This window comes from Gordonia soli NBRC 108243, assembly GCF_000334455.1.
GTDB classification, from domain to species: Bacteria; Actinomycetota; Actinomycetes; order Mycobacteriales; family Mycobacteriaceae; genus Gordonia; species Gordonia soli.
On record NZ_BANX01000039.1, the window covers coordinates 57937 to 75274 of the forward strand.

Consider the following 17338-nt stretch of genomic DNA (forward strand, 5'->3'; position numbering starts at 1 on the left):
GACCGGGGCGGTCGGGTGACGAGGGATGGGGTGGGCTACTCGGGCCAGTCGCGGTAGGGCGTGAGGCGCGAGGTGATCGACGTGACGTTGGTTGTCGCACCCGTCACGGTGACGGGAATGTGGGCGATACCAGCGAGATTCGTCCGGACCGGCGGCGGGACCGGTGTGGCGAAACGGTTCTTCAGTCGCGGGTACACGTTGGCGTTCGAGTTCAGCTCGATCGCGGTCCGCTTCCTCGGCAGGGTCGTGAGCTTGACCAGCTCGCCCGCCTTCACCTGAATCGAGACCGTGCGGCCATTGGCCCCGTTGTCGCCGAGGGTGAACGTCCCAGGGCCCTGGAGGAGATGGTCGGGCCAGCCGTTCACGTTGCCGCGGTTGCGCAGCGCCAGCATGTTGGGCCGCAGGGTGTCGGCCGGCTGGTTCAGCGAGCGCAGTGCTCCGGATCGGTACACGAGTTTGTCGACCGATGGGAACGACTGCCAGAACGCATCATCGGAGCGTGCCGACCATTCGAGGGTCCACTTCGTCTGATGATCGGGCGGGAGGTCGCCGCGGTACTCGCCGAGCGACCGGAGGTCGACCCACCACTCCCCCGCGTCGTGGGTGAAGACGACCCAGCGTCCCGTCTTCCTCGGCTGCCACCCGTTGTTCCACGCTCGTGCGAGGCGCCGACGCTCGGTGATCGTCGGGGCCCACAGGGAGATGGTGAAATCGATCTCCATCTTGTCGTAGTGGGAGTCGAGCCAGTCGGTTCCGTCCTGGTGTGCGCCTTGCTGATCCACATGCGTCAGGGGCGCCGAGATCCCTTTGATCTTCTCCAGGTGCGCCCCGGTCGACCACTGGGCGGGGAACGCGGTCGCTCCCCCGCGCAGTGGCCACCGCACTCCGTTCGCGTCGATCCACGTGTGGACCGCGATGTCGCGGCGAAGCAGATCGTCGATCTGGATCGGCATCAGCGGGTGCGTGGGGTTCACGATCGTCATCGGCGCGTCTGTCCTGAGTACTGGTTGAGCTCGCGGGCGATCTTGCGTGCTCCGGCGCCGTAGTTCTCTCCGGCGTGGAGCTGCTCGATGTTGACCCAGGGGCGATCCGATCCGCCGCCGGAGCCGTTGGCGAACGCCTCGAACACACGGTTCTTCAGCTCGCGCTCTTCGTGCGAGAGCGACTGCTCCGGGCGGCCCGTCTGGTTCGAGATCAGCGAGATGCCCGGCGGGATGTCGCCGCCGGAGTCGTGGAGCTTCGGCTTAATCACGTTCACCTTCGGCTTCGGCGTCTGGACCATGGGCGCGAACGTCTTCTGGATCGCGGGACCGATGGCGCTCGGCTTCGGCACGTTCGCCGGGTTGAGCGATCCGGGGTGAGTGAGGAACGCGTTCGCGATGGTGGCCGGCACCTTGTAGAACGGCGACGACAAGAGGTCGGGAATCCCCGCGGTCTCAGCGACGCCGTCGAACGCGATCCCGCCGATCTTGGATCCGAGGTCGTGCCACGACATCGGGACCGGAGCCTGGTCCTCAGTCTTCGAGGTCGACGAGGACGTGGACGTCGTCGCATCGGGCGTGTTCTGCAACCGCTTGATCTCGTCCTCGTACTTCGTGATCTTGTTCCGCTCGGCGGTGATTTGATCGCGGAACCGCTTTCCGTCCGCGCGGTACTTCGCCGCCTTGATCTCGTCGGTCGCCTTGGCCGCCTTCGCGTCCGCGTCCTTCGCGTTGATCTCGTCTTTCGCGATGCGGTTCTGCGCGGCCGTGATCTGGTCCTTGAGTGCGGTGATGCGCGCCTGGGTCTTCTCGTCGATCGCGATCTGCTTCTGCGCGTCCGCGGTGGTGGTCTGGCCCGGGTTGTATGGCGGGTTGAACCGCTTCGGGTCGATGTGGCCAGTGACGGTGAACTGGGGGTCGTTCCACGCGACGGCGTTGCCACCGATGCGGATCCGCTCGCCGGTGGTGCGGGCCTCGATGTTGGTCCCGAGGATCGTTGCCGCCATGTGCTCGGCGTTGGCTCCCACCTTGAACAGGTCGTTCGCGGAGGCGCCACGGACGAAGCCCGGCCAGGAGCCATCGAGCACGTTGCCTGTCGCGCCGATCCGGTGGTCGCCGCGCTGCCCCTCGGCCACGAGCTGGGCCGTGCCGACGAGGCCGGAGCAGTCGACTGCGCTCGCGAGATTGCCGCCACCCCAGACGTAGGTCGCGGTCGAGCGCTTCACCGCGTCGAGCGCGTTGACCGGCCCGCCCGACGGGGGTGTCGTGGTCGTGGTGACCGTCCCGGTCGGGTCGGTCGCGACGCCACCGCCGTCGAAGCGGATGACTTCGATCGGCACGATGCCGCCACCGGCGTAGCCCTTCGGTGGGCGGCTTGCGTCTGCCTGCTGGACCTTGGCCGCGAGGTCGTGGCCGTCGTTGGAGACGCCGTAGGTGCGGCGGACGTAGTTCATCGACGCGGCGATGTTGGCCACCGGGTCGGTGATGTTGTTCGACGTGCCGGGCTGGTGGTTCGCGGCGAAGGTCCCGGGGATCGTCTGGGTGAGCCCCTGTGACGGGTGGCCGGCGGCCGCGTTGGAATCGACCATGTTGATCGCGCCGGTGTTGCCGCCGGACTCCCGCATGATGAGGGTCTGATAGCCCTGGAGCCACCCGGGCGTGATCGGGAGTCCGATCGCTTCGAGGGCTTTCTTGATCCACTCGACCACCTGGGCAGGGGCGGCGGTGAACCCGCCCGGTAGAGCCGACGCGACCCAGTCCTTCACCTTCGCCACCGCGGCGTCGAGCATCCGCTTGGGCATCGAGGTGAGCGCGTTCCAGAACTGGTTACCGTCGGACCCTTTCTCCGGCGCGCCCATCGCCTTGTCGATCCACGGCTTGAACAGGCCCTTGATCTTGCCGACCGGGTCGGTCGCCCAGTCGACTGCGGTCCCGACGGCGCCCTTGACCCAGTTGGCCGCACCCCCGACGGCGTCTCCGATGCTGCCGAACACGCCACCGATGTCGAAGTGGTAGCCGGGGATTGCGCCGTTGGCGTTCGGTCGGCCGCCGGAGAACATGTGATTGAGCGCCCAGAGCCCGGCGGGGCCGCCGAGCGCGTCGACCTGTCGATCCTCGAGAACCCGCTCACCTGGCGACAGCATCGCGTTGATGCCGCCGCCAGCGAATCGACCGAGGGCGCGGGCCGCCTCGGGCACCAGCACCCCCATGCCGGGGCGCAGGCGAGCCGCGACGGTGTCTTGGCCGGGCGCGTATCCGGGGACCTGGCCCGGCCCATCGAATACGCCACCGCCGGCGAACTTGACGGCGTTGAGCTTGCCAAGGCCGAACACGCCCGCGATCCCGTTCCAGAGCGGCATGATGCCCTTGTCGTAGACCGTCTCGACGACGAAGCGGGCGGGCTTCTCGACGATCCCCTGGATGCGGTCCCACTGGGTCTTCATCCAGTCGACCATGTTCCCGACGCCGGTCTTGATGTTGTTCCAGACGGCCGAGATCTTGTCGCCCACGGGCTTGATCACGTTGTCGTGGAGCCAGTTCATCACTGCGCCCCAGCCTCGGATCTCGGCGTTGATGAATCCGACGATCGGCTTGATGATCGTGTCGTAGAGCCAGCGCCAGGTGCCCGCGACGGCACCGCGGATCGTGTTGACGATCGAGTCGAAGACGTTGCGGATCCAGTTCCATCCGGACCGGACCGCGTCGACGATGTTGTGCCAGTGTTTGACCAGCTGCTCGATCGCAACGATCGCGATACCGACCGGCCCCATCATGATCAGCAGGACTGTGTGGAATCGCTTGATCCAGTTCCACGCGGTCTGCACCACCGATACGGCCTTGTGGAACGCCCCCACGAGGGTGTCCTTGATCGCGACGGCCGCCAGCTTCACCCAGTTCCAGACGTCCTTCACGATGTTGCGGAAGGTCTCGGAGTGCTTGTAGGCGTAGATGATCCCGCCGACGAGTGCGGCGATCGCGACAACGATCAGGCCGATCGGGTTGGCCGACATGGCGACGTTGAGTGCCCACTGGGCCGCGGTCATGATGCCCGACGCGGTGGCCGAGGCGATCTGTGCGCCTCGGAGGACGACGAAGGATGCGACCGCGCGACCGTTGGACGCAACCCACGCGAGCGCCGACTTCGTCGCGTTCATGGTGGCCGAGGCGGCTGTTGCGATGAACGCTGCCGCGGCCTGCGCTCGCATGAGAGCCCAGGCGCCAGCGGCGCGGGCGCCCGATGCTGCCCACGTGGCGGCGGTGCGGGTTGCGTTCGCCGCCGACGATGCGGCGGTGGCTGCGAAGTCGGCGACCGCACGAGCCTTCATCGCGGCCCAGGCGCCCGCCGATCGCGCTCCACCTGCGACCCACGACGCGGCCGACGACACGGCCTCGCGAGCGGCTGCCGCCTTGGTCGCGATGAAGTCGCCGGCCGCCTTCGTGCGAGCCTTGCCGGTCCAGTCCCAGTAGTCCTTCGCGCTGCCTGCGAGGTTCGCCACCCCGGACGCCGCCGAGCTGACGGCCGAGCCAGTGAAGCGCGCCGCGGCGCCGACGCCCCGCACAGTGGACGAGACGCCGCCGACGACGGTCTTCAGTCCACCCCAGATCCCTTGAGCGACCTTGATCGTGGCCCACGCGGTCGCGAGACCGATGACGGCGCCGCCGACCGCCTGGACGGCGCCCTTGTGGTCGCGGAGCACGTTCGACAGCGCGGTGACGGCTGTGGTGCCCTTCTCCATCGTCGACGAGAGTGGGGCGGAGATCAGGCCGTAGATCGACAGCTTCAGGTCGTCGCTGGCGTTCTCCATCCGCTCCATCTGGCCGGGGAGTCCCTGATTCTTCGCAGCGGCCACGTCGGCGGCCGACCCCTGCTTGTCCATGGCGGAACGCATCGCGTCCCAGCCCTTGGCGCCCTGCTGCGCCGCGACGCCGGACAGGCGGACCGCGTCGGACCCGAATAGCTGAGCCGAGGCAGTGCGGTACGCCTCGGCTCCGAGTGTCCTGTGCGCCTTCTCCAGCCGGCCGATGAGATCGGCCATGCCGTTGAACTTGATCCCGTTCTCGCCGAACTCGAGACCCAGCTTCGTCGCCGCGTCGTTCTGCTTCTCGGTGGTGTTGGTGAGCGCCAGGAGGGACGACTTCAGCAGTGTTCCGGCGTCAGACCCCTTGATGCCCGCGTTCGCGAGCAGGCCGATCGACGCGGCCGTGTCCTTCATCGAGAGCCCGAACTGATTCGCGACCGCGCCGCCGGACTGGAACGCGTAGGCGACGTCGCCGATCTCGGCGCTCGACTGGTTCGCCACGTTGGCGAGGATGTCGCTGGCGGTCGTGGCGTAGGTCGCCTTCTCGCCGAAGGTCTGGAGTGCGTTCGCCTGGATCGTGGCCGCCTGGCTCGCATCGATCTGCGCCGCTGCTGCGAGTTGGAGGGTGCCCCGGGCGGCCTGCATCGACTGGTCGACCGTGAGGCCGCCCTTCGCGAGCTCCAGCATCGCCTCGGTGGCCTTGGTGGCCGACGTGGCAGGCAGGCTCGCGTCGTTCGCGAGCTGACGCGCCGTCACCGATACCTGCGCCATCTGGTCGCCGGTCGCGTGTGTGACCTGCTTGAGGGTGTTGAGCGTGACCTCCAGGTCGGCGCCCGCCCGCTTGACGCCCTCGAATCCAGCGGTGATAGAGGCGAACCCGAATCCGGCGAGCATGCCGGCGCCGAGGCCCTTCATCGTCCCGGCCACACCCGCCGCCGCGCCGCCGACCTTCGTCGTCGCGGCCTGGAGTGTGCTCGCCTCCTTCGCGGCGGCGGCCTGGGTCGCGACGAGCGACTTCGCCATCCGCTCCTGCTCGCCCTGCGCCACGACGGTGGTGCGTTGGGCGCGCTCGGTCGCCCGGAGCTGGCGCTCGTAGTTCTCCTCGGCGCGAACGACCTTCACCGAGTCGGAGGCGTAGCGACTCTTAGCCTCGTTGAGCTGCGTCAGCGCGACACGCGTGCGGCCGACCGCGTCGGCCTCCTTGTCCATGCTCCGGGCGACCGCGAGCGACTGCGACTCCATCGAGGCCGTCGCCTTGGCCATGTCGGAGGCGGCCTTGTCCATCCCACGAGTCGCCGTCGCCGAGAACTGCTTACCGAACGCATCACCGACCCGAGTGCCAGCACCCTTCATCTCCGCGACGAGCTTCGCCGTCATCGACTCCGTGCCCACTGCCCGCGGGATGATGTCGAAATGCAGTCCGGTAACGGAACTGGTCACGAAGTCACCTCCTCGGTGCTGACTGGCTGGCCATGCCACATGGCCCACAGGTCATCGCTGGTGGGCTGGCCGACGGCCTGGTTGTCGGGCGCGGAAACCTCGACGTACCCAGGGGCATCGGGAGGTTGGAGAAGATCGAGGTCGTCGACGTCGACATCCTCGTTGCGATTGGCGATACGCAGATCGTTGGACGCGCGGGCCGCGACCTGCTCGGCGATGGTCCACGGCTCGTACCGCCGTCGATACTGAGAGTGGTCCGGGAATGTCTCGATCAGGGCGACGAGTTCGCGGGAGGTCATGCCGCCGTTGCGGGCGAGCATCTGGCGGAGGAATCGCTCACCCTTCTGGTGGGCGATGAGCGAGGGCGCAATGGTGCAGAACCATTCGGCCAGGAGGCGCCCCGGGTAGTGGGCCTGGAGTCCAGACTCGATCTCCCAGGGCGCCGTCCTCAGATAGCCAAGCGCCTCAGCTATTTTGGGGCGTTCATCTCCGCACTCATGGTGCGCCACGCGATCAGCACGTCGCCCGATCGGCCGCCGGCCGCGATGAACCGGTCGTGCACCCTGGGGTCGGTCTTCGTGTTGAGCAACGCCTTCGCGACCGCGACGGTGCCGGTCGCCGCTTCGAGCGTGTTGTTCGCGTCCTCGTCGAGACCGAGGGGGTGCGGGACCGTGAACGTCTCATGGTGACGCTCCCCCGACTCGGGGTCGACCCAGGAGAGCGCGAACTCGTAGCCCTCGCCGCCGAGGCCGTCGAGCATCGATTCGCGCCACTTGCTGAGGTCTTCGACTTTCTGAATTGCCATGGCTGGTACTCACTTTCGGCTGGATGAAAGGCTGGAACCCCCGGACGCGCCGTCCAGCCAAACGGCGCGCCCGAGGGGTCTGGGGGTCAGGCGGTGACGGTGACCGGCGAGGACGCGGCCGACTGCGGTCCGCTCGACAGGTTCGATCCGATCGCCTGCACCTTGTAGGTGTGGCTGCCCGCCGTGCGACCGGTGACGGTCAGGACCGGGCTGGCGGCGGTGCCGCCCGCGGTGACGAGGTTGTCCGCCAGCGGCGTCGACGAGGCGTCCTCGTAGACCTTGTACTTGAACGGGGTGTTCTTCGAGTCCGGCGCGGTGAACGACAGGGTCACGGTCAGCGGTGCGGCCGGTGCGGCCGTGACCGTCCCGACGGTCGTGGTGGCGCCACCGAGGGCGAGCCATCCGGCACCGCCACGGAAGATCTTGAACGGTCGCTTCACGAACGGGTCCTGGAGGCCGGCGAGCGAGATCTTCGTCTGCGACTCGGTCTTACGGCCGAGGGAGAACTTGTCCGGCTTGTCCAGCACGCAGCGCGGGAAGAGCGCGACGAACCAGATCTGTCGCACCGAGTCGAACGCTGCCATCAGGGCGGTGCGCTCGTACAGGGTGATGTCGACCTCCGGCCCGGCCGCGTAGCCCGCGGTGCCGATCGACGGCAGAGCGGCGAGCGGGAGCGAGTACTGGAGGGCGTCGACGGCCGGCCGCTGCTCGATCAGGGTGAACGAACCGGCGAACGCGCGGGTCGAGCCGTCCTTGCGCACCAGGTCGGGGTACTGGCCCGACGCGGTGTCGGAGGTGGTCACCGACGGGTCGAGCTCCAGCGCGTTCTCGTCGGTCATCCCGAGGTCCTGGAAGCCCCAGGCACCGGTCCCGCTGGTCGCGTGGACCTTCGAGTCGATGCCCGTGAACGTCTCGTCGAACGGGGTGAAGTTGGTGAGCGGCATCGCCGGGTCGTAGTCCTTGATCGACACCATGGGCTTGAGGCCCTTGAAGACATTCAGCGGGTTGCCGGTGAACACCTGGTCGTACGTCTGAGCAGTCATGTCCCTGGATCTCCTTCTATGTCAGGGGAGTTGAGCAAATTCGGGAGTCGATGTCGTACGTGGCGACGAATCGCTCGATTTTCGGGTCGTCGTAGTCCTGCCACGACGGCCCCTGTCGGGTACGCACGTCATCGACGGCGTCAATGCCCACTTGCTGGCCCCGTAACCCGTTGCGGATGTCGGTCATCCAGTAGTGGCCTTTCCGCGCGAAGGCGAGCGCCTCCGCACGGGAAGAATGGAAGTAGTCCACGTCGATCTGGGCGTGGTCGGTCATCTCGTCCGACGGCCCGCCGATGCGGGTCACCTGCACGTAGGGCAGTTGCCCCGGCCCCTCGGCCCCCGCAGCGAACCCGTGCGCGACGTGCCAGGCGATGACCGCGCGGACTGCGTTGGCGAATGTCCGCGCGTCGTCGGGAATCTCGATCTCGGTGGCCATCAGTCACTCCCCCCGAGGTGCTCGGCGGTGCGGCGCATGACCGCCCGTTTCGGCATGTGGACGGTGCCGTACTCGATCCAGTGGGCTTTGTAGTCGCGGGCGCCGACGCGCCCCCGCCATCGACCGCCGACGAACACCGTTGTGCCGTAGATCGAGTCGCGGTAGTCGCCCGGTTCGTCGACGTAGCCGGACTTCAGGGTGTGCCGCTTGGTCCCGACCGGTGCGATCGACTGGGCGTAGTCGGCGCCCTCTTTCGCGAGCTTGTCGAGCTGTTTGCGCACGAGCGGCGACACCTTCGCGAACTCCTCGACCGCGCCCGACACGGCGACGGCGATGAGTCCGATGTTCGAGGTGTTAGCCATCGGTCCCGTCTCCTCGGATCCACCAGCAGGTGCACAGCACGTGGTTGGGGGTGCCGTCGAGGTTCGTCACGAGCTGGCGAGGTCCCTGCATCTCGAACATGCGGCCGTCGAAGATCAGGGCGTCGGCTGCGGTGATGCCGTTGGTGTCGGCGTCGAATGGCATGAGGACTCGACCGGTCACAGTGTTCGTCAGGGTGGACGCGTCCTCTTCGTGCACACGCAGCTCGTCGAAGGAGCAGCCCGTCTTGGGGATCAGCCGCTCGGCCTGGACCGGATCGTTGAGGTCGTCGCGGATCACGTTGCCGTCGTCGTCGAGCTGCGGTCCGCGCTTGAGGATCACGACGACATCGCCGCCGATCCGGTCGACGGCGATCGAATCGAACAACATCAGCAGTCGCGCGGGGGTCGGTCGCCGAAGAATGCCCGGGGGCTCGCGGTGCGGCTGATCCCGAGCAGGCTGTACATCTGCGGCGTGAAATCGAGCATAGATCCGGGGTCGAGCGTGCCGGAATCCATCTTCTCGCCGCGGGTCATGGAGAACTGAGACAGTGGCCCGATCTTGAGTCGGTCCAACGTGTCTCGAACCACCATCACCGACACGAGCTGTGCCGCCGCGTCGTTCTGATCGACGTCGGGCTTGTGTCGGCGAATCCAGGTCGCCGCCACCGCGAGGAGGCGATCGGCGAGGTTCTCCTCGGGAGTGGAGAGGGGGCGGTACATCCCGACGAACGTCTGTCGATCCACGAACGGGGTGTCGTCCACCCCCTCCCCGTCGCTCACGACAGAGCTGCGATCAGCTCGGGCCGAGTGAGTTCCGCCGCCTCGACGGGGTCGAACCCCTTCGCGACGGCATACTCGCGCCACGCCTTGACCGGCGCGGTCTTGGCGGGTTGGACGACCTCGACATCATCACCGACGGCCGGCGGCTGGTCGTTCTGGCCATCCTCGGCGTCGTCGTCCGAGTCCAGGTTGCCGTCGGGATCGCCGTCGCCGCCCTGGTCCTGGTCGTCGCCCTCGTCGTCGCCGCCCTGGCCCTGGTCGTCCAGGTCCGAGTCGGCGTCGTCGTCGGCATCATCGTCGTAGAACGGTCCGAGATGATCGAACGCCTCGACCACGTGGTCGGGAACGTCAACGACGTCCCCGCGGAACGCGTAGTGGCGCGTTCCGTCGGGGTCGAACCACTCGAAGATCGCGTGCCGGATCTTCTTCAGAGCCATGGCGATCAGCCCGCCAGACCCGTGACCTTGCGGACCGAGTACGGGTTGGTGACACCCATGATCGGCAGGACCCACGACTGGATGTACCAGGACTTCCGATTCGGCTCCCGCCAGGTCTCGGTCGACAGTCCCTCCTCGTAGTCGAGGAACCCGACGGCGCCCTTCTCGGCGACGTACGCGGTGCCCGCGGTCACGCGGTTCGACTGGAACAGCTCGACGTTGTAGTAGTCGAGCAGGTCCTTGAGCGCCGATCCGTAGGTGGTGGCGAGGTTCGCCGCCTCCTGCGGGTTGACGATCCACAGGTTGTAGCGGACACCGAGTTCGTCTTGGTCGGCGAGGAGCTGCGCCTTCGCGAAGTCCGACTGCGGGAGAGCGTTGTTCGCCGTCGGCGACACACCGTTCGTGACCGCGGTCGACCAGTTCTTGCCGATGAACGTGCCGGCGCCAGCCTGGTCGGCAATGGCGGCCTCGAGAACCGCGACGGTGCGGGTGTTGACCTTCCGCACGATCGTGTTCGCGAGGCTGGTGGTCGCCTGGTTCAGCGTCGAGACGTCGTTGCGCTTCTTCGCCTCGTCGGTGATCGGGAACTTGCCGCCCCAGTCCTCGACCTTCGCCAGCTTCTCCTCCAGACGATCAACGCCCACGTTGGGGTACTCGTCGCCGGGACCGCGCTGCTCGACGTCGCGGTTGGTGTAGAGCTCGTTCACCTTCGCCTGCTGGTAGCGCATCGCGCCGCCCACGACAGTCTGGCCCGAGCTGGTGAACAGCAGTGGGGCGATGAAGCTCTGGAGGGTGATGTCGCGGATGCGACGGGTGATCAAGTTCGGCTGGTTCAGCGCCAGGTCGACTGTGATCTGGTTGTTGGTGACGACCGGCGGTCCGATCGGGTACGTCACGGGGGTGGGTCCGGGCATGATGCCTGTCCTTTCTCAGTACAGCGAGATCTCGGCGTCAGCGCCGGAGGTTGCAGCGGTGACGGCGTAGCCCACGGCGACGCCCGATGCCTTCGTGATCGCCTGGCCGGCGGAACCGACCTCGACCTCAGCGAATGCGGCGATGTTGCCCGCCGCCTTGACGAAGGTGACGCGCGAGTTGCCTCGCGTGACGCCCACGATGTCGCCGGATGCCGCGTCGTACTTCGACACGCCCGCGACCCGTCCGCCCGCATCCGCGTGCGCGACGGCGATGTTGCCGCTGGAGCGATCTCCGGAGATCTTGAGGAATCGCTTCCCGGTGACTGCGGCGCTCGCACGGCCGGTGATGTCCCGGCCGGGCTCGTACACGCCCACGTTCTCGTTCGCCATGACGTGGCTCCTCTCAGGCCTTCACGACCGGGTCGCCCGGCCATGCGTATTCGGTGTCGGCCGAGTCGGACACGGACATGTGGCCAACCTCGGATGTGGGGATCAGGCCCTTCTCGAGCCCGTTGAGCGCGGCGGTTGCGCCGTCGCGGTCGCTGGCCAACGCGGTGAGCCAGTGGGCCTTGCGCGCGGGCGGGATCCGGCCGTCACCGACGGCCGAGTTGACGAGGGCCTCGTCGGCCTCGCGGATCTGCTGCGCGCGGGCTTCGCGGCCCTCGGCGGCGGCGGCCAGGGTTGCCTCCCACTGCTCGCGGTCGACCGTCACGGTTCCGGCGGCGCTGGCGGCCGGAGCGACCGGTGCTGCGGGATCGCCGGTGGGGGCGGTGTCACTGGCGGGCGGTGCCGGATCGCCTGCGGGCGGGGCGGTGTCGTCGGCGCGTTCGGCGAGTGCCTCGTCGACCGCCTTCAGCGTGGTCTCGTCGTCCGCATCGGCGTCGATGCCGAGGCGCTCCGCGAGGCCTTCCTTGAGAGTGGCCACGGGGGCCTCCTTTCCTGATGGCCCCGCGGCGCTCGCCGCGGGGATGAACGGGGCGGGCGCCTGTCGGCGCCCGGCGTGCGCATAGGCGCGCAGATCGAAGTGGGCGGCGGCCTTCTTCGCCGAGCTGTCGTCGGCGGCCTTGTCGTCGGCCTTCACGCTGTCGGCCAGGCCCGCCTCGACGGCTTCCTCGGCCGTGTACCAGGTTTCGGCCTTCATCGCCTTGCGCCAGTCCTTCACGTCGGCGCCCGTCTTCTCGGCGTAGATCGAAGCGATGTTGTCGTTCGCCCGGTTGAGCCAGGACGCGTACTCGGCCATGTCGACCGCGGTCCCGATGCAGATCCCGCGGGCGTCGTGGATCATCAGCTCGGTGTTGCGGCACATCACGACCTCGTCGCCGGCCATCGCGATGAAGCTGGCCGCCGACGCTGCGAGGCCGTCGATCTGGACTGTCACGCTCGCGTCGTGGTTGCGCAGCGCGTTCGTGATCGCCAGCGCGTCATACACATCGCCGCCCGGCGAGTTGATGCGGACGAGGATGTTGTCGGAGTCGACGCCCGCGAGGTCCTGGACGAAGTCGCGTGCGCTCACGCCGCCGAACCACGGATCGGGGTCGATCACGTCGTAGATCAGGATCTCGGTGGTCGAGTCGTCGGCCTTGTTCGACGGCGCCTTGATCTCGTACCAGCTGCGCCGCTCGGCCTTCGGGTGCAGCGCCTGACGCTCGTTGTCGAGCTTGCGAGCGGCGGGGAGATTCAGCAGTTCGGAGAGGTTCACAGGTGGCTCCCTAGTCGAAGAGGGTCGGCTGGTCGGCGGATGCACGCGCGGTCCGGCGCCCACGTGCGGCGGGCGCTGGGGGTGTGGGCGGTTCGCTCTGGGTGGACTCGTCGGGCGCCGGGAGGCCGAGGTTCTGGCGAAGCGTCCGCTCCAGCAGGACATCCGGCGACAGGAGCCCGGCGTCGACGAGGAGCTTGAGCGCTGCGGCGGTCGCATCCTGGCGAGATCCGATCTCGTCGAACACAATTCGCGGCGCCGGGACGTCAGTCCCGAAATTGATGTCGATCAGGTCCTCGACGATGTGCGCGTTGGCGGTGTCGCGCACCGTCTCGGCGAACGTCTGGACCGACTGGGCGAACGTGTCGGACTGCACGCTGGCGAGCGCGTAGCTTCCGCCCTTGCCGTCGAGGTTGAGGAAGTGGGCGAGCCCCGCGAGGGCGATTTGCTTGTCATGCCAGTCGATCGCGGGCCGCGGGTCGACGAGGTTGCCCTGGGGCGCCAGCAGTTCTAGCGACTGCCCAGCCGCGAGGCCGACGCCGGAGTTCATGCCCGCGATGTACTCCGTTGCGATCTGCTGCATCTGATCGACCTCGGTCGGATCGTCGGAATTGCGCGCGGTGCCGACCGGGATGCCCATGCTGTTGCGGTATGCGGCGGCGGCCTCGGTGCGCATGAGCTGGTTCTTCAGGAGCCAGTGCTTGTAGGCCGGTCGCAGCAGCGACGATCCGATCCACTCGCCCGGCTCGGGGTCGCGCACGTAGGCGACGAGCCGATTGACCTTCACCTCGACCTCGGTCGGGGCGTACACCAGCGGCGTCGTACCCGCCGGTGGCGCCTGGATGATCGAGACCAATCCGCCGTCGAGGGCGACCTTGATCTTCGTGATCGTGCGCTGCGGACGGGCCGCGAGCTTGCGCAGGTGCATGTAGCCGGAGTCGTCGGGCGGGAAGTAGACCTGCTCGAAGTAGCTGTGCCCGTACTGGAGCATCAGGAGGGCCGTCTGGAGGTGCTGCGCCCACGAGAACCGGCCACGTGAGCGGGTCGCCGACGGCTCGGCATCCTGGCCGAGGATGGGCAGCCCCAGGTCCTTCGAGACGAACTCAACGACCTCGTCCGGGGCGCCGTTGGGGTCGATCCGCCAGGTGGTTCGGCGGATCGGGAGCCCGATCGCCTGGAGCACGGACGCCACACGGGCGTCACCGCGGGTCATGTTGCGGTAGACGTGCGTCGACCGCGGCCACTGAAGTTCGGGGACCTGCTCGTCGGGATCGAACTGCTGCCAGTCGAGCCCCATCCCGTTCACGTAGCCCGACTCCGAGCGCGGTGCTGCCGTCCTCTGTCGTTCGGTCATGTGCACCTCCTCAGAAAGCTGCGGTCATGGCGTCGAAGTGGTCGATCTGGTCGAGTGCGCGGTCCTCGGACCGCCGGCGGGCCGTCCGGTCGGATGCCGGTTCGGGCTCGACCGTTTTGGTCGTGCGTCCGGTGGACGGACTGGCCGTCGGGCCGACCTCCAGCGGCCCGAAAGTCAGGACGCCCCAGTGGGCGAGAGTCGCGGCCTCCAGCTCGGCAACCGAGCCCTCCACCGGCTTCTCCCAGACGAAATCGCCCTTGAGCTGGTGCTTGGCGGCCGCCGCCACCGCCTCGTCGAGGTCCTCCTGGCCGCTGTGCGACAGCTCCCCCGCCAGTGCGGCGTCGAGGAACCCGCCGCACGCTGTCGCGACCTGCGGCGTCGTGAGCATCTCGGGCTCGATCCCCGCGGCGATGAGGAGCGGCTTCAGCACCGCGGCCGTCGACTTCGTGTCGATCACGACCGCCAGCGGATCCCACGCGAGGACGAGCTGGACGATCTCGTGGACCATCTGCTCGTTCGTCGCCTTCACGACCGTCTTAATCTCGAGATGCACCCGGCCGTCGGAGCGCCGGCGTCCCGCCCCGATGGCCCAGCGGGAGCGGTCCGGCGTTCGCGAGACCGCCACGACTCGGGAGCCGACGAATGTCGGCGGCTGTCCTGTCACCTTCATCGGCTCCCACCGCTCCGCAGGGATCGCGGACGCACCCTCGGACTCGTCCGCCGGCCAGACGCCGCGGCCGAGGGCCTCGGCGCCGAACGCAACCCGACCGGCTTCAGTCGTGGCAGTGCGCAGCGGTTTGCGCATCTTCGCCTCGGTCGCGATCACGCCGAACGATGGATTCGCGTACTCCCACGTGGCGAGCTCGTTGAATGCCATCTCCGGCGGCGCCATGTACTCGGCGAAGAAGATCCCTTCAGCGAGTGCGAGCCCCTGACGGCGCAGGCCCGCGAGAATGTGGCCCTTGCTGTGCTCGTTCGCGTTCACCGCCGACGAGGTGTAGATCGTCTGCGGGTTGTCGGCCGCCATCTGGGCGTACGTCGTGGAGCTGACCGCCGCCTGGTCGAGGTTGTAGGCCTCGTCGCAGATCAGGAGGTCGAGCTTCGTCATGCCGCGGACCATGTCGGTCGACCGGGTGGTCGTCCGCATCTCCGCGCCGTTCTTCAGCGTGATGATCCCGCGGCCCTGCGAGCACGTCGGTTGCTTCGCCAAGCGCCGTTTCAGGCTCGGCACCGCGTTGATCATCGCGACCAGCCGGTCGTGCAGATCCTTGCCCGACGGGTCCCACCGGGCGACCGAGTAGAGGATCTTCTCGCCCAGGTAGAACAGGCCGTACAGGCACCGCAGGAGCAGGATCTCGCTCTTGCCGTTCTGGCGCGGGACCAGCAGCACCGCGTCCGGGTGGGTCCACATCCCCGTATCGAGGTCGGTCCGGAGGATGCCCTTCAGGCAGCCTTGCTGCCACGACATGATCGGCTGCGTGACGCGCTGCGCCAGCTCGATCGCGCGGAGGCCGTGCGCGTCGTCGCCGTCGAAGACGGACAGATGGTGCGGCTCCTGCCGCCCCGTGAGCGTCGGGAACTGCTCGCAGTCGATCGGCGGGAACAGATCACAGACCGGCGAGGACATCGCCCTGTGTTTCGCCCGCGCCGGCGGCCTGCTCAGCCTTGGCGCGGCGGATCTCGGCGAGTAGCTGACGGAACACCGTCGAGAGCTGTCGCGACTCCTGCAACGGGCTCGTCACCCGCACCTCGATGACCGAGTCCTTGCCCAGGTCGAGGCGCATCCAGGTGTCCTCGTCGCCCGACAAGATCAGATCGAGCCGATGCAGCCGATCGGCCATCCGGCACGCCTCGGTGATGAGCAGCTGCGTCGGAACGTCGTCGTTCTCGTCCTCAAGCGCCTCGCGCAGGCGCTCCCCGACCTCACCGAGCACCGCGACCGCCCCTGAGCAGGGCAAATACGCCCGATGTCGACGGAAAAAACGCCCGTTCACAAAAAAAGAGCTGACGGGGAACGGTCATTTCGGGGTGCCCCCCTTCGGATATTTTCGCGGGGGGGACCCATGGCCCCCGGGTGGGGTGTCAGGGCCAGTCGAGGTAGAGGGTCGGGCCCTTCCTCGCCGCGTCGGTTGGCTGGAGCTGGAGCGCGGGGCGCAGGTGGTCGCGGGAGCCGTCTCCGCGTTCCTCGTTGCACCACGAGTGCAGGAGGCGGTCGGCGATGGTCCCGCCGCGTTTGCGGGGGATGGTGTGGTCGCCGTGGAGCCCTTGGGCGAGGAGCATCGGCTTGCCGCACCACCAGCACGGGGTGCCGTCGATGTGGCGTGACTTGAGTGACTTGACCTGCTGTTGGTGCCGATACCCGAGCCCGCGTTGGGTGGTGGTCTTGCGTGGTGGCATCGGCGTGCGTCACTACCTGCGCAGGCGTGAGCGCCGTGTCTCGTCGGTCACGGGGGCGTCGCTCCCCTCGGTGGGGGCGGCGGCTTCGCCGCCGTCCACCGCCACATCAGTGGTGGTGGCACCGGCGTCGGCCGCGAGCTGTTCGCCTGTCGCCTCACCCGACGGATCACCGTCGGGTGTGGTGGCCGTGTCGTCCTGCTCGGCCGGGGGGATGACGGGTGCCTGGTACTCGACGGCCACGGGTGCTGCTGCGTTGACCACGGTCCCGTGCACCACGGCCTCGATCGTGCGGACCAGGTCACGCACGGCGTCGAGTGCGCCGTCGACTCCCTCCTCCACCTGGTCCACTGCTGCCTTGAGTTGGGGCAGGTACTCGCGGGCGATGGTGGTGTGGATGTCGACGATGTCCTCGGTGATGGTGCTGCTCATGGGTGGTGCTCCTTCGGTGTGGGTGTCGTGCTCGGTACTCCTCGGCCACGCGGCTGAGCTGGGCGAGGTAGTAGATCGGGAGGCAGGGAATCCACAGGGCCAGGGCACCCAGTCGTCGGGCACGCTGGCGCATGGTCAGTCAGTTGAGTTGGGCGAGGTCGTCGATCAGCTGCGACATGGCGAACCCCTCGGGCGATGCGGTGGTGGTCAGCCGGTCGGGCGTGATGTAGACGATCGCCTCGTCGGCGTACTGCTGGATGAAGCGCGGGGTCACGGGGTGCGTTCTCCCCCACGTGACGACCTCGACGAATCCCCGGCGGGCCACGAGGCTGACGTAGTGGCCACCGGCCGAGGTCGCGCCGGGCGACACGTCCCAGACGTGGCGGGCGTCGAACTGCTCGATCGCGGTGGTCGGGAGGTCGAGCCCGATCCCCACGGCGCCGAACAGCCAGGCCGCGACGTAGA

The 17338-nt window shown here is 68.0% G+C and carries 19 protein-coding genes; all 19 read right to left on the bottom strand.

Annotated features, from left to right (window positions below):
• Positions 1 to 35 precede the first annotated feature (35 nt).
• On the bottom strand, positions 36 to 983 hold the full coding sequence (locus tag GS4_RS22700) for a hypothetical protein (RefSeq protein WP_007625001.1): 948 nt from the start codon (positions 981 to 983) through the stop codon (positions 36 to 38).
• The gene (locus GS4_RS22705; RefSeq protein ID WP_007625003.1) at positions 980 to 6220 is read right to left on the bottom strand and encodes a phage tail tape measure protein; all 5241 of its coding nucleotides are present in this window, start codon (positions 6218 to 6220) and stop codon (positions 980 to 982) included. Before GS4_RS22705 ends, GS4_RS22700 begins: the two co-directional genes overlap by 4 nt.
• The gene (locus GS4_RS25710) at positions 6217 to 6729 is read right to left on the bottom strand and encodes a hypothetical protein (protein WP_007625005.1); all 513 of its coding nucleotides are present in this window, start codon (positions 6727 to 6729) and stop codon (positions 6217 to 6219) included. Before GS4_RS25710 ends, GS4_RS22705 begins: the two co-directional genes overlap by 4 nt.
• Positions 6690 to 7025, bottom strand: a complete 336-nt coding sequence (locus GS4_RS22715; protein WP_007625007.1) for a hypothetical protein — start codon at positions 7023 to 7025, stop codon at positions 6690 to 6692. The genes GS4_RS25710 and GS4_RS22715 overlap by 40 nt, the downstream gene beginning before the upstream one ends.
• An 86-nt stretch (positions 7026 to 7111) precedes the next feature.
• Positions 7112 to 8068: a hypothetical protein gene (locus GS4_RS22720; RefSeq protein WP_007625008.1), complete on the bottom strand. Its 957-nt coding sequence runs from the start codon at positions 8066 to 8068 to the stop codon at positions 7112 to 7114.
• Positions 8069 to 8084: 16 nt separating this feature from the next.
• The gene (locus GS4_RS22725) at positions 8085 to 8504 is read right to left on the bottom strand and encodes a hypothetical protein (RefSeq protein WP_007625010.1); all 420 of its coding nucleotides are present in this window, start codon (positions 8502 to 8504) and stop codon (positions 8085 to 8087) included.
• Positions 8504 to 8866 (bottom strand): HK97 gp10 family phage protein, encoded by a 363-nt coding sequence (locus GS4_RS24975; protein WP_007625011.1) that lies wholly within the window; start codon positions 8864 to 8866, stop codon positions 8504 to 8506. The genes GS4_RS22725 and GS4_RS24975 overlap by 1 nt, the downstream gene beginning before the upstream one ends.
• Positions 8859 to 9254, bottom strand: coding sequence for a head-tail adaptor protein (locus tag GS4_RS22735; RefSeq protein ID WP_007625012.1), 396 nt, complete (start codon positions 9252 to 9254; stop codon positions 8859 to 8861). The genes GS4_RS24975 and GS4_RS22735 overlap by 8 nt, the downstream gene beginning before the upstream one ends.
• Positions 9254 to 9646 (bottom strand): hypothetical protein, encoded by a 393-nt coding sequence (locus tag GS4_RS22740; protein WP_007625017.1) that lies wholly within the window; start codon positions 9644 to 9646, stop codon positions 9254 to 9256. Before GS4_RS22740 ends, GS4_RS22735 begins: the two co-directional genes overlap by 1 nt.
• A complete protein-coding gene (locus tag GS4_RS22745; RefSeq protein ID WP_007625018.1) occupies positions 9643 to 10083 on the bottom strand; it encodes a hypothetical protein in 441 nt (146 codons plus the stop codon). Before GS4_RS22745 ends, GS4_RS22740 begins: the two co-directional genes overlap by 4 nt.
• Before the next feature lie 5 nt (positions 10084 to 10088).
• Positions 10089 to 10997, bottom strand: a complete 909-nt coding sequence (locus GS4_RS22750; RefSeq protein ID WP_007625019.1) for a major capsid protein — start codon at positions 10995 to 10997, stop codon at positions 10089 to 10091.
• Positions 10998 to 11012: 15 nt separating this feature from the next.
• Complete coding sequence (locus tag GS4_RS22755; protein ID WP_007625021.1) at positions 11013 to 11387, bottom strand: capsid cement protein; 375 nt, start codon at positions 11385 to 11387, stop codon at positions 11013 to 11015.
• 13 nt (positions 11388 to 11400) lie between these two features.
• Positions 11401 to 12696 carry a head maturation protease, ClpP-related gene (locus GS4_RS22760; RefSeq protein WP_007625023.1) on the bottom strand — a complete coding sequence of 432 codons (1296 nt, stop codon included), beginning with the start codon at positions 12694 to 12696 and terminating at the stop codon, positions 11401 to 11403.
• A 10-nt stretch (positions 12697 to 12706) separates the two neighbouring features.
• Positions 12707 to 14047, bottom strand: a complete 1341-nt coding sequence (locus GS4_RS22765; protein WP_007625025.1) for a phage portal protein family protein — start codon at positions 14045 to 14047, stop codon at positions 12707 to 12709.
• 10 nt (positions 14048 to 14057) lie between these two features.
• The gene (locus GS4_RS22770; protein ID WP_007625027.1) at positions 14058 to 15674 is read right to left on the bottom strand and encodes a terminase large subunit domain-containing protein; all 1617 of its coding nucleotides are present in this window, start codon (positions 15672 to 15674) and stop codon (positions 14058 to 14060) included.
• The gene (locus GS4_RS22775; RefSeq protein ID WP_040511548.1) at positions 15655 to 16005 is read right to left on the bottom strand and encodes a hypothetical protein; all 351 of its coding nucleotides are present in this window, start codon (positions 16003 to 16005) and stop codon (positions 15655 to 15657) included. The genes GS4_RS22770 and GS4_RS22775 overlap by 20 nt, the downstream gene beginning before the upstream one ends.
• A gap of 124 nt (positions 16006 to 16129) precedes the next feature.
• The gene (locus GS4_RS22780; RefSeq protein ID WP_007625033.1) at positions 16130 to 16444 is read right to left on the bottom strand and encodes an HNH endonuclease family protein; all 315 of its coding nucleotides are present in this window, start codon (positions 16442 to 16444) and stop codon (positions 16130 to 16132) included.
• A gap of 12 nt (positions 16445 to 16456) precedes the next feature.
• Positions 16457 to 16873, bottom strand: coding sequence for a hypothetical protein (locus GS4_RS22785; RefSeq protein ID WP_007625034.1), 417 nt, complete (start codon positions 16871 to 16873; stop codon positions 16457 to 16459).
• A 139-nt stretch (positions 16874 to 17012) separates the two neighbouring features.
• Positions 17013 to 17338, bottom strand: a 326-nt coding sequence (locus tag GS4_RS22790) for a hypothetical protein (RefSeq protein WP_007625035.1), incomplete at its 5' end; no start/stop codon positions are given.

Excerpts from the sequence above, each read along its gene's own strand:
- GS4_RS22725 (WP_007625010.1), bottom strand. The coding sequence starts at position 8,504 with ATGGCCACCGAGATCGAGATTCCCGACGACGCGCGGACATTCGCCAAC.
- GS4_RS22735 (WP_007625012.1), bottom strand. The coding sequence starts at position 9,254 with ATGTTGTTCGATTCGATCGCCGTCGACCGGATCGGCGGCGATGTCGTC.
- GS4_RS22780 (WP_007625033.1), bottom strand. The coding sequence starts at position 16,444 with ATGCCACCACGCAAGACCACCACCCAACGCGGGCTCGGGTATCGGCAC.
- GS4_RS22700 (WP_007625001.1), bottom strand. The coding sequence starts at position 983 with ATGACGATCGTGAACCCCACGCACCCGCTGATGCCGATCCAGATCGAC.
- GS4_RS22765 (WP_007625025.1), bottom strand. The coding sequence starts at position 14,047 with ATGACCGAACGACAGAGGACGGCAGCACCGCGCTCGGAGTCGGGCTAC.
- GS4_RS24975 (WP_007625011.1), bottom strand. The coding sequence starts at position 8,866 with ATGGCTAACACCTCGAACATCGGACTCATCGCCGTCGCCGTGTCGGGC.
- GS4_RS22755 (WP_007625021.1), bottom strand. The coding sequence starts at position 11,387 with ATGGCGAACGAGAACGTGGGCGTGTACGAGCCCGGCCGGGACATCACC.
- GS4_RS22750 (WP_007625019.1), bottom strand. The coding sequence starts at position 10,997 with ATGCCCGGACCCACCCCCGTGACGTACCCGATCGGACCGCCGGTCGTC.
- GS4_RS22785 (WP_007625034.1), bottom strand. The coding sequence starts at position 16,873 with ATGAGCAGCACCATCACCGAGGACATCGTCGACATCCACACCACCATC.
- GS4_RS22720 (WP_007625008.1), bottom strand. The coding sequence starts at position 8,068 with ATGACTGCTCAGACGTACGACCAGGTGTTCACCGGCAACCCGCTGAAT.
- GS4_RS22715 (WP_007625007.1), bottom strand. The coding sequence starts at position 7,025 with ATGGCAATTCAGAAAGTCGAAGACCTCAGCAAGTGGCGCGAATCGATG.
- GS4_RS22770 (WP_007625027.1), bottom strand. The coding sequence starts at position 15,674 with ATGTCCTCGCCGGTCTGTGATCTGTTCCCGCCGATCGACTGCGAGCAG.
- GS4_RS22745 (WP_007625018.1), bottom strand. The coding sequence starts at position 10,083 with ATGGCTCTGAAGAAGATCCGGCACGCGATCTTCGAGTGGTTCGACCCC.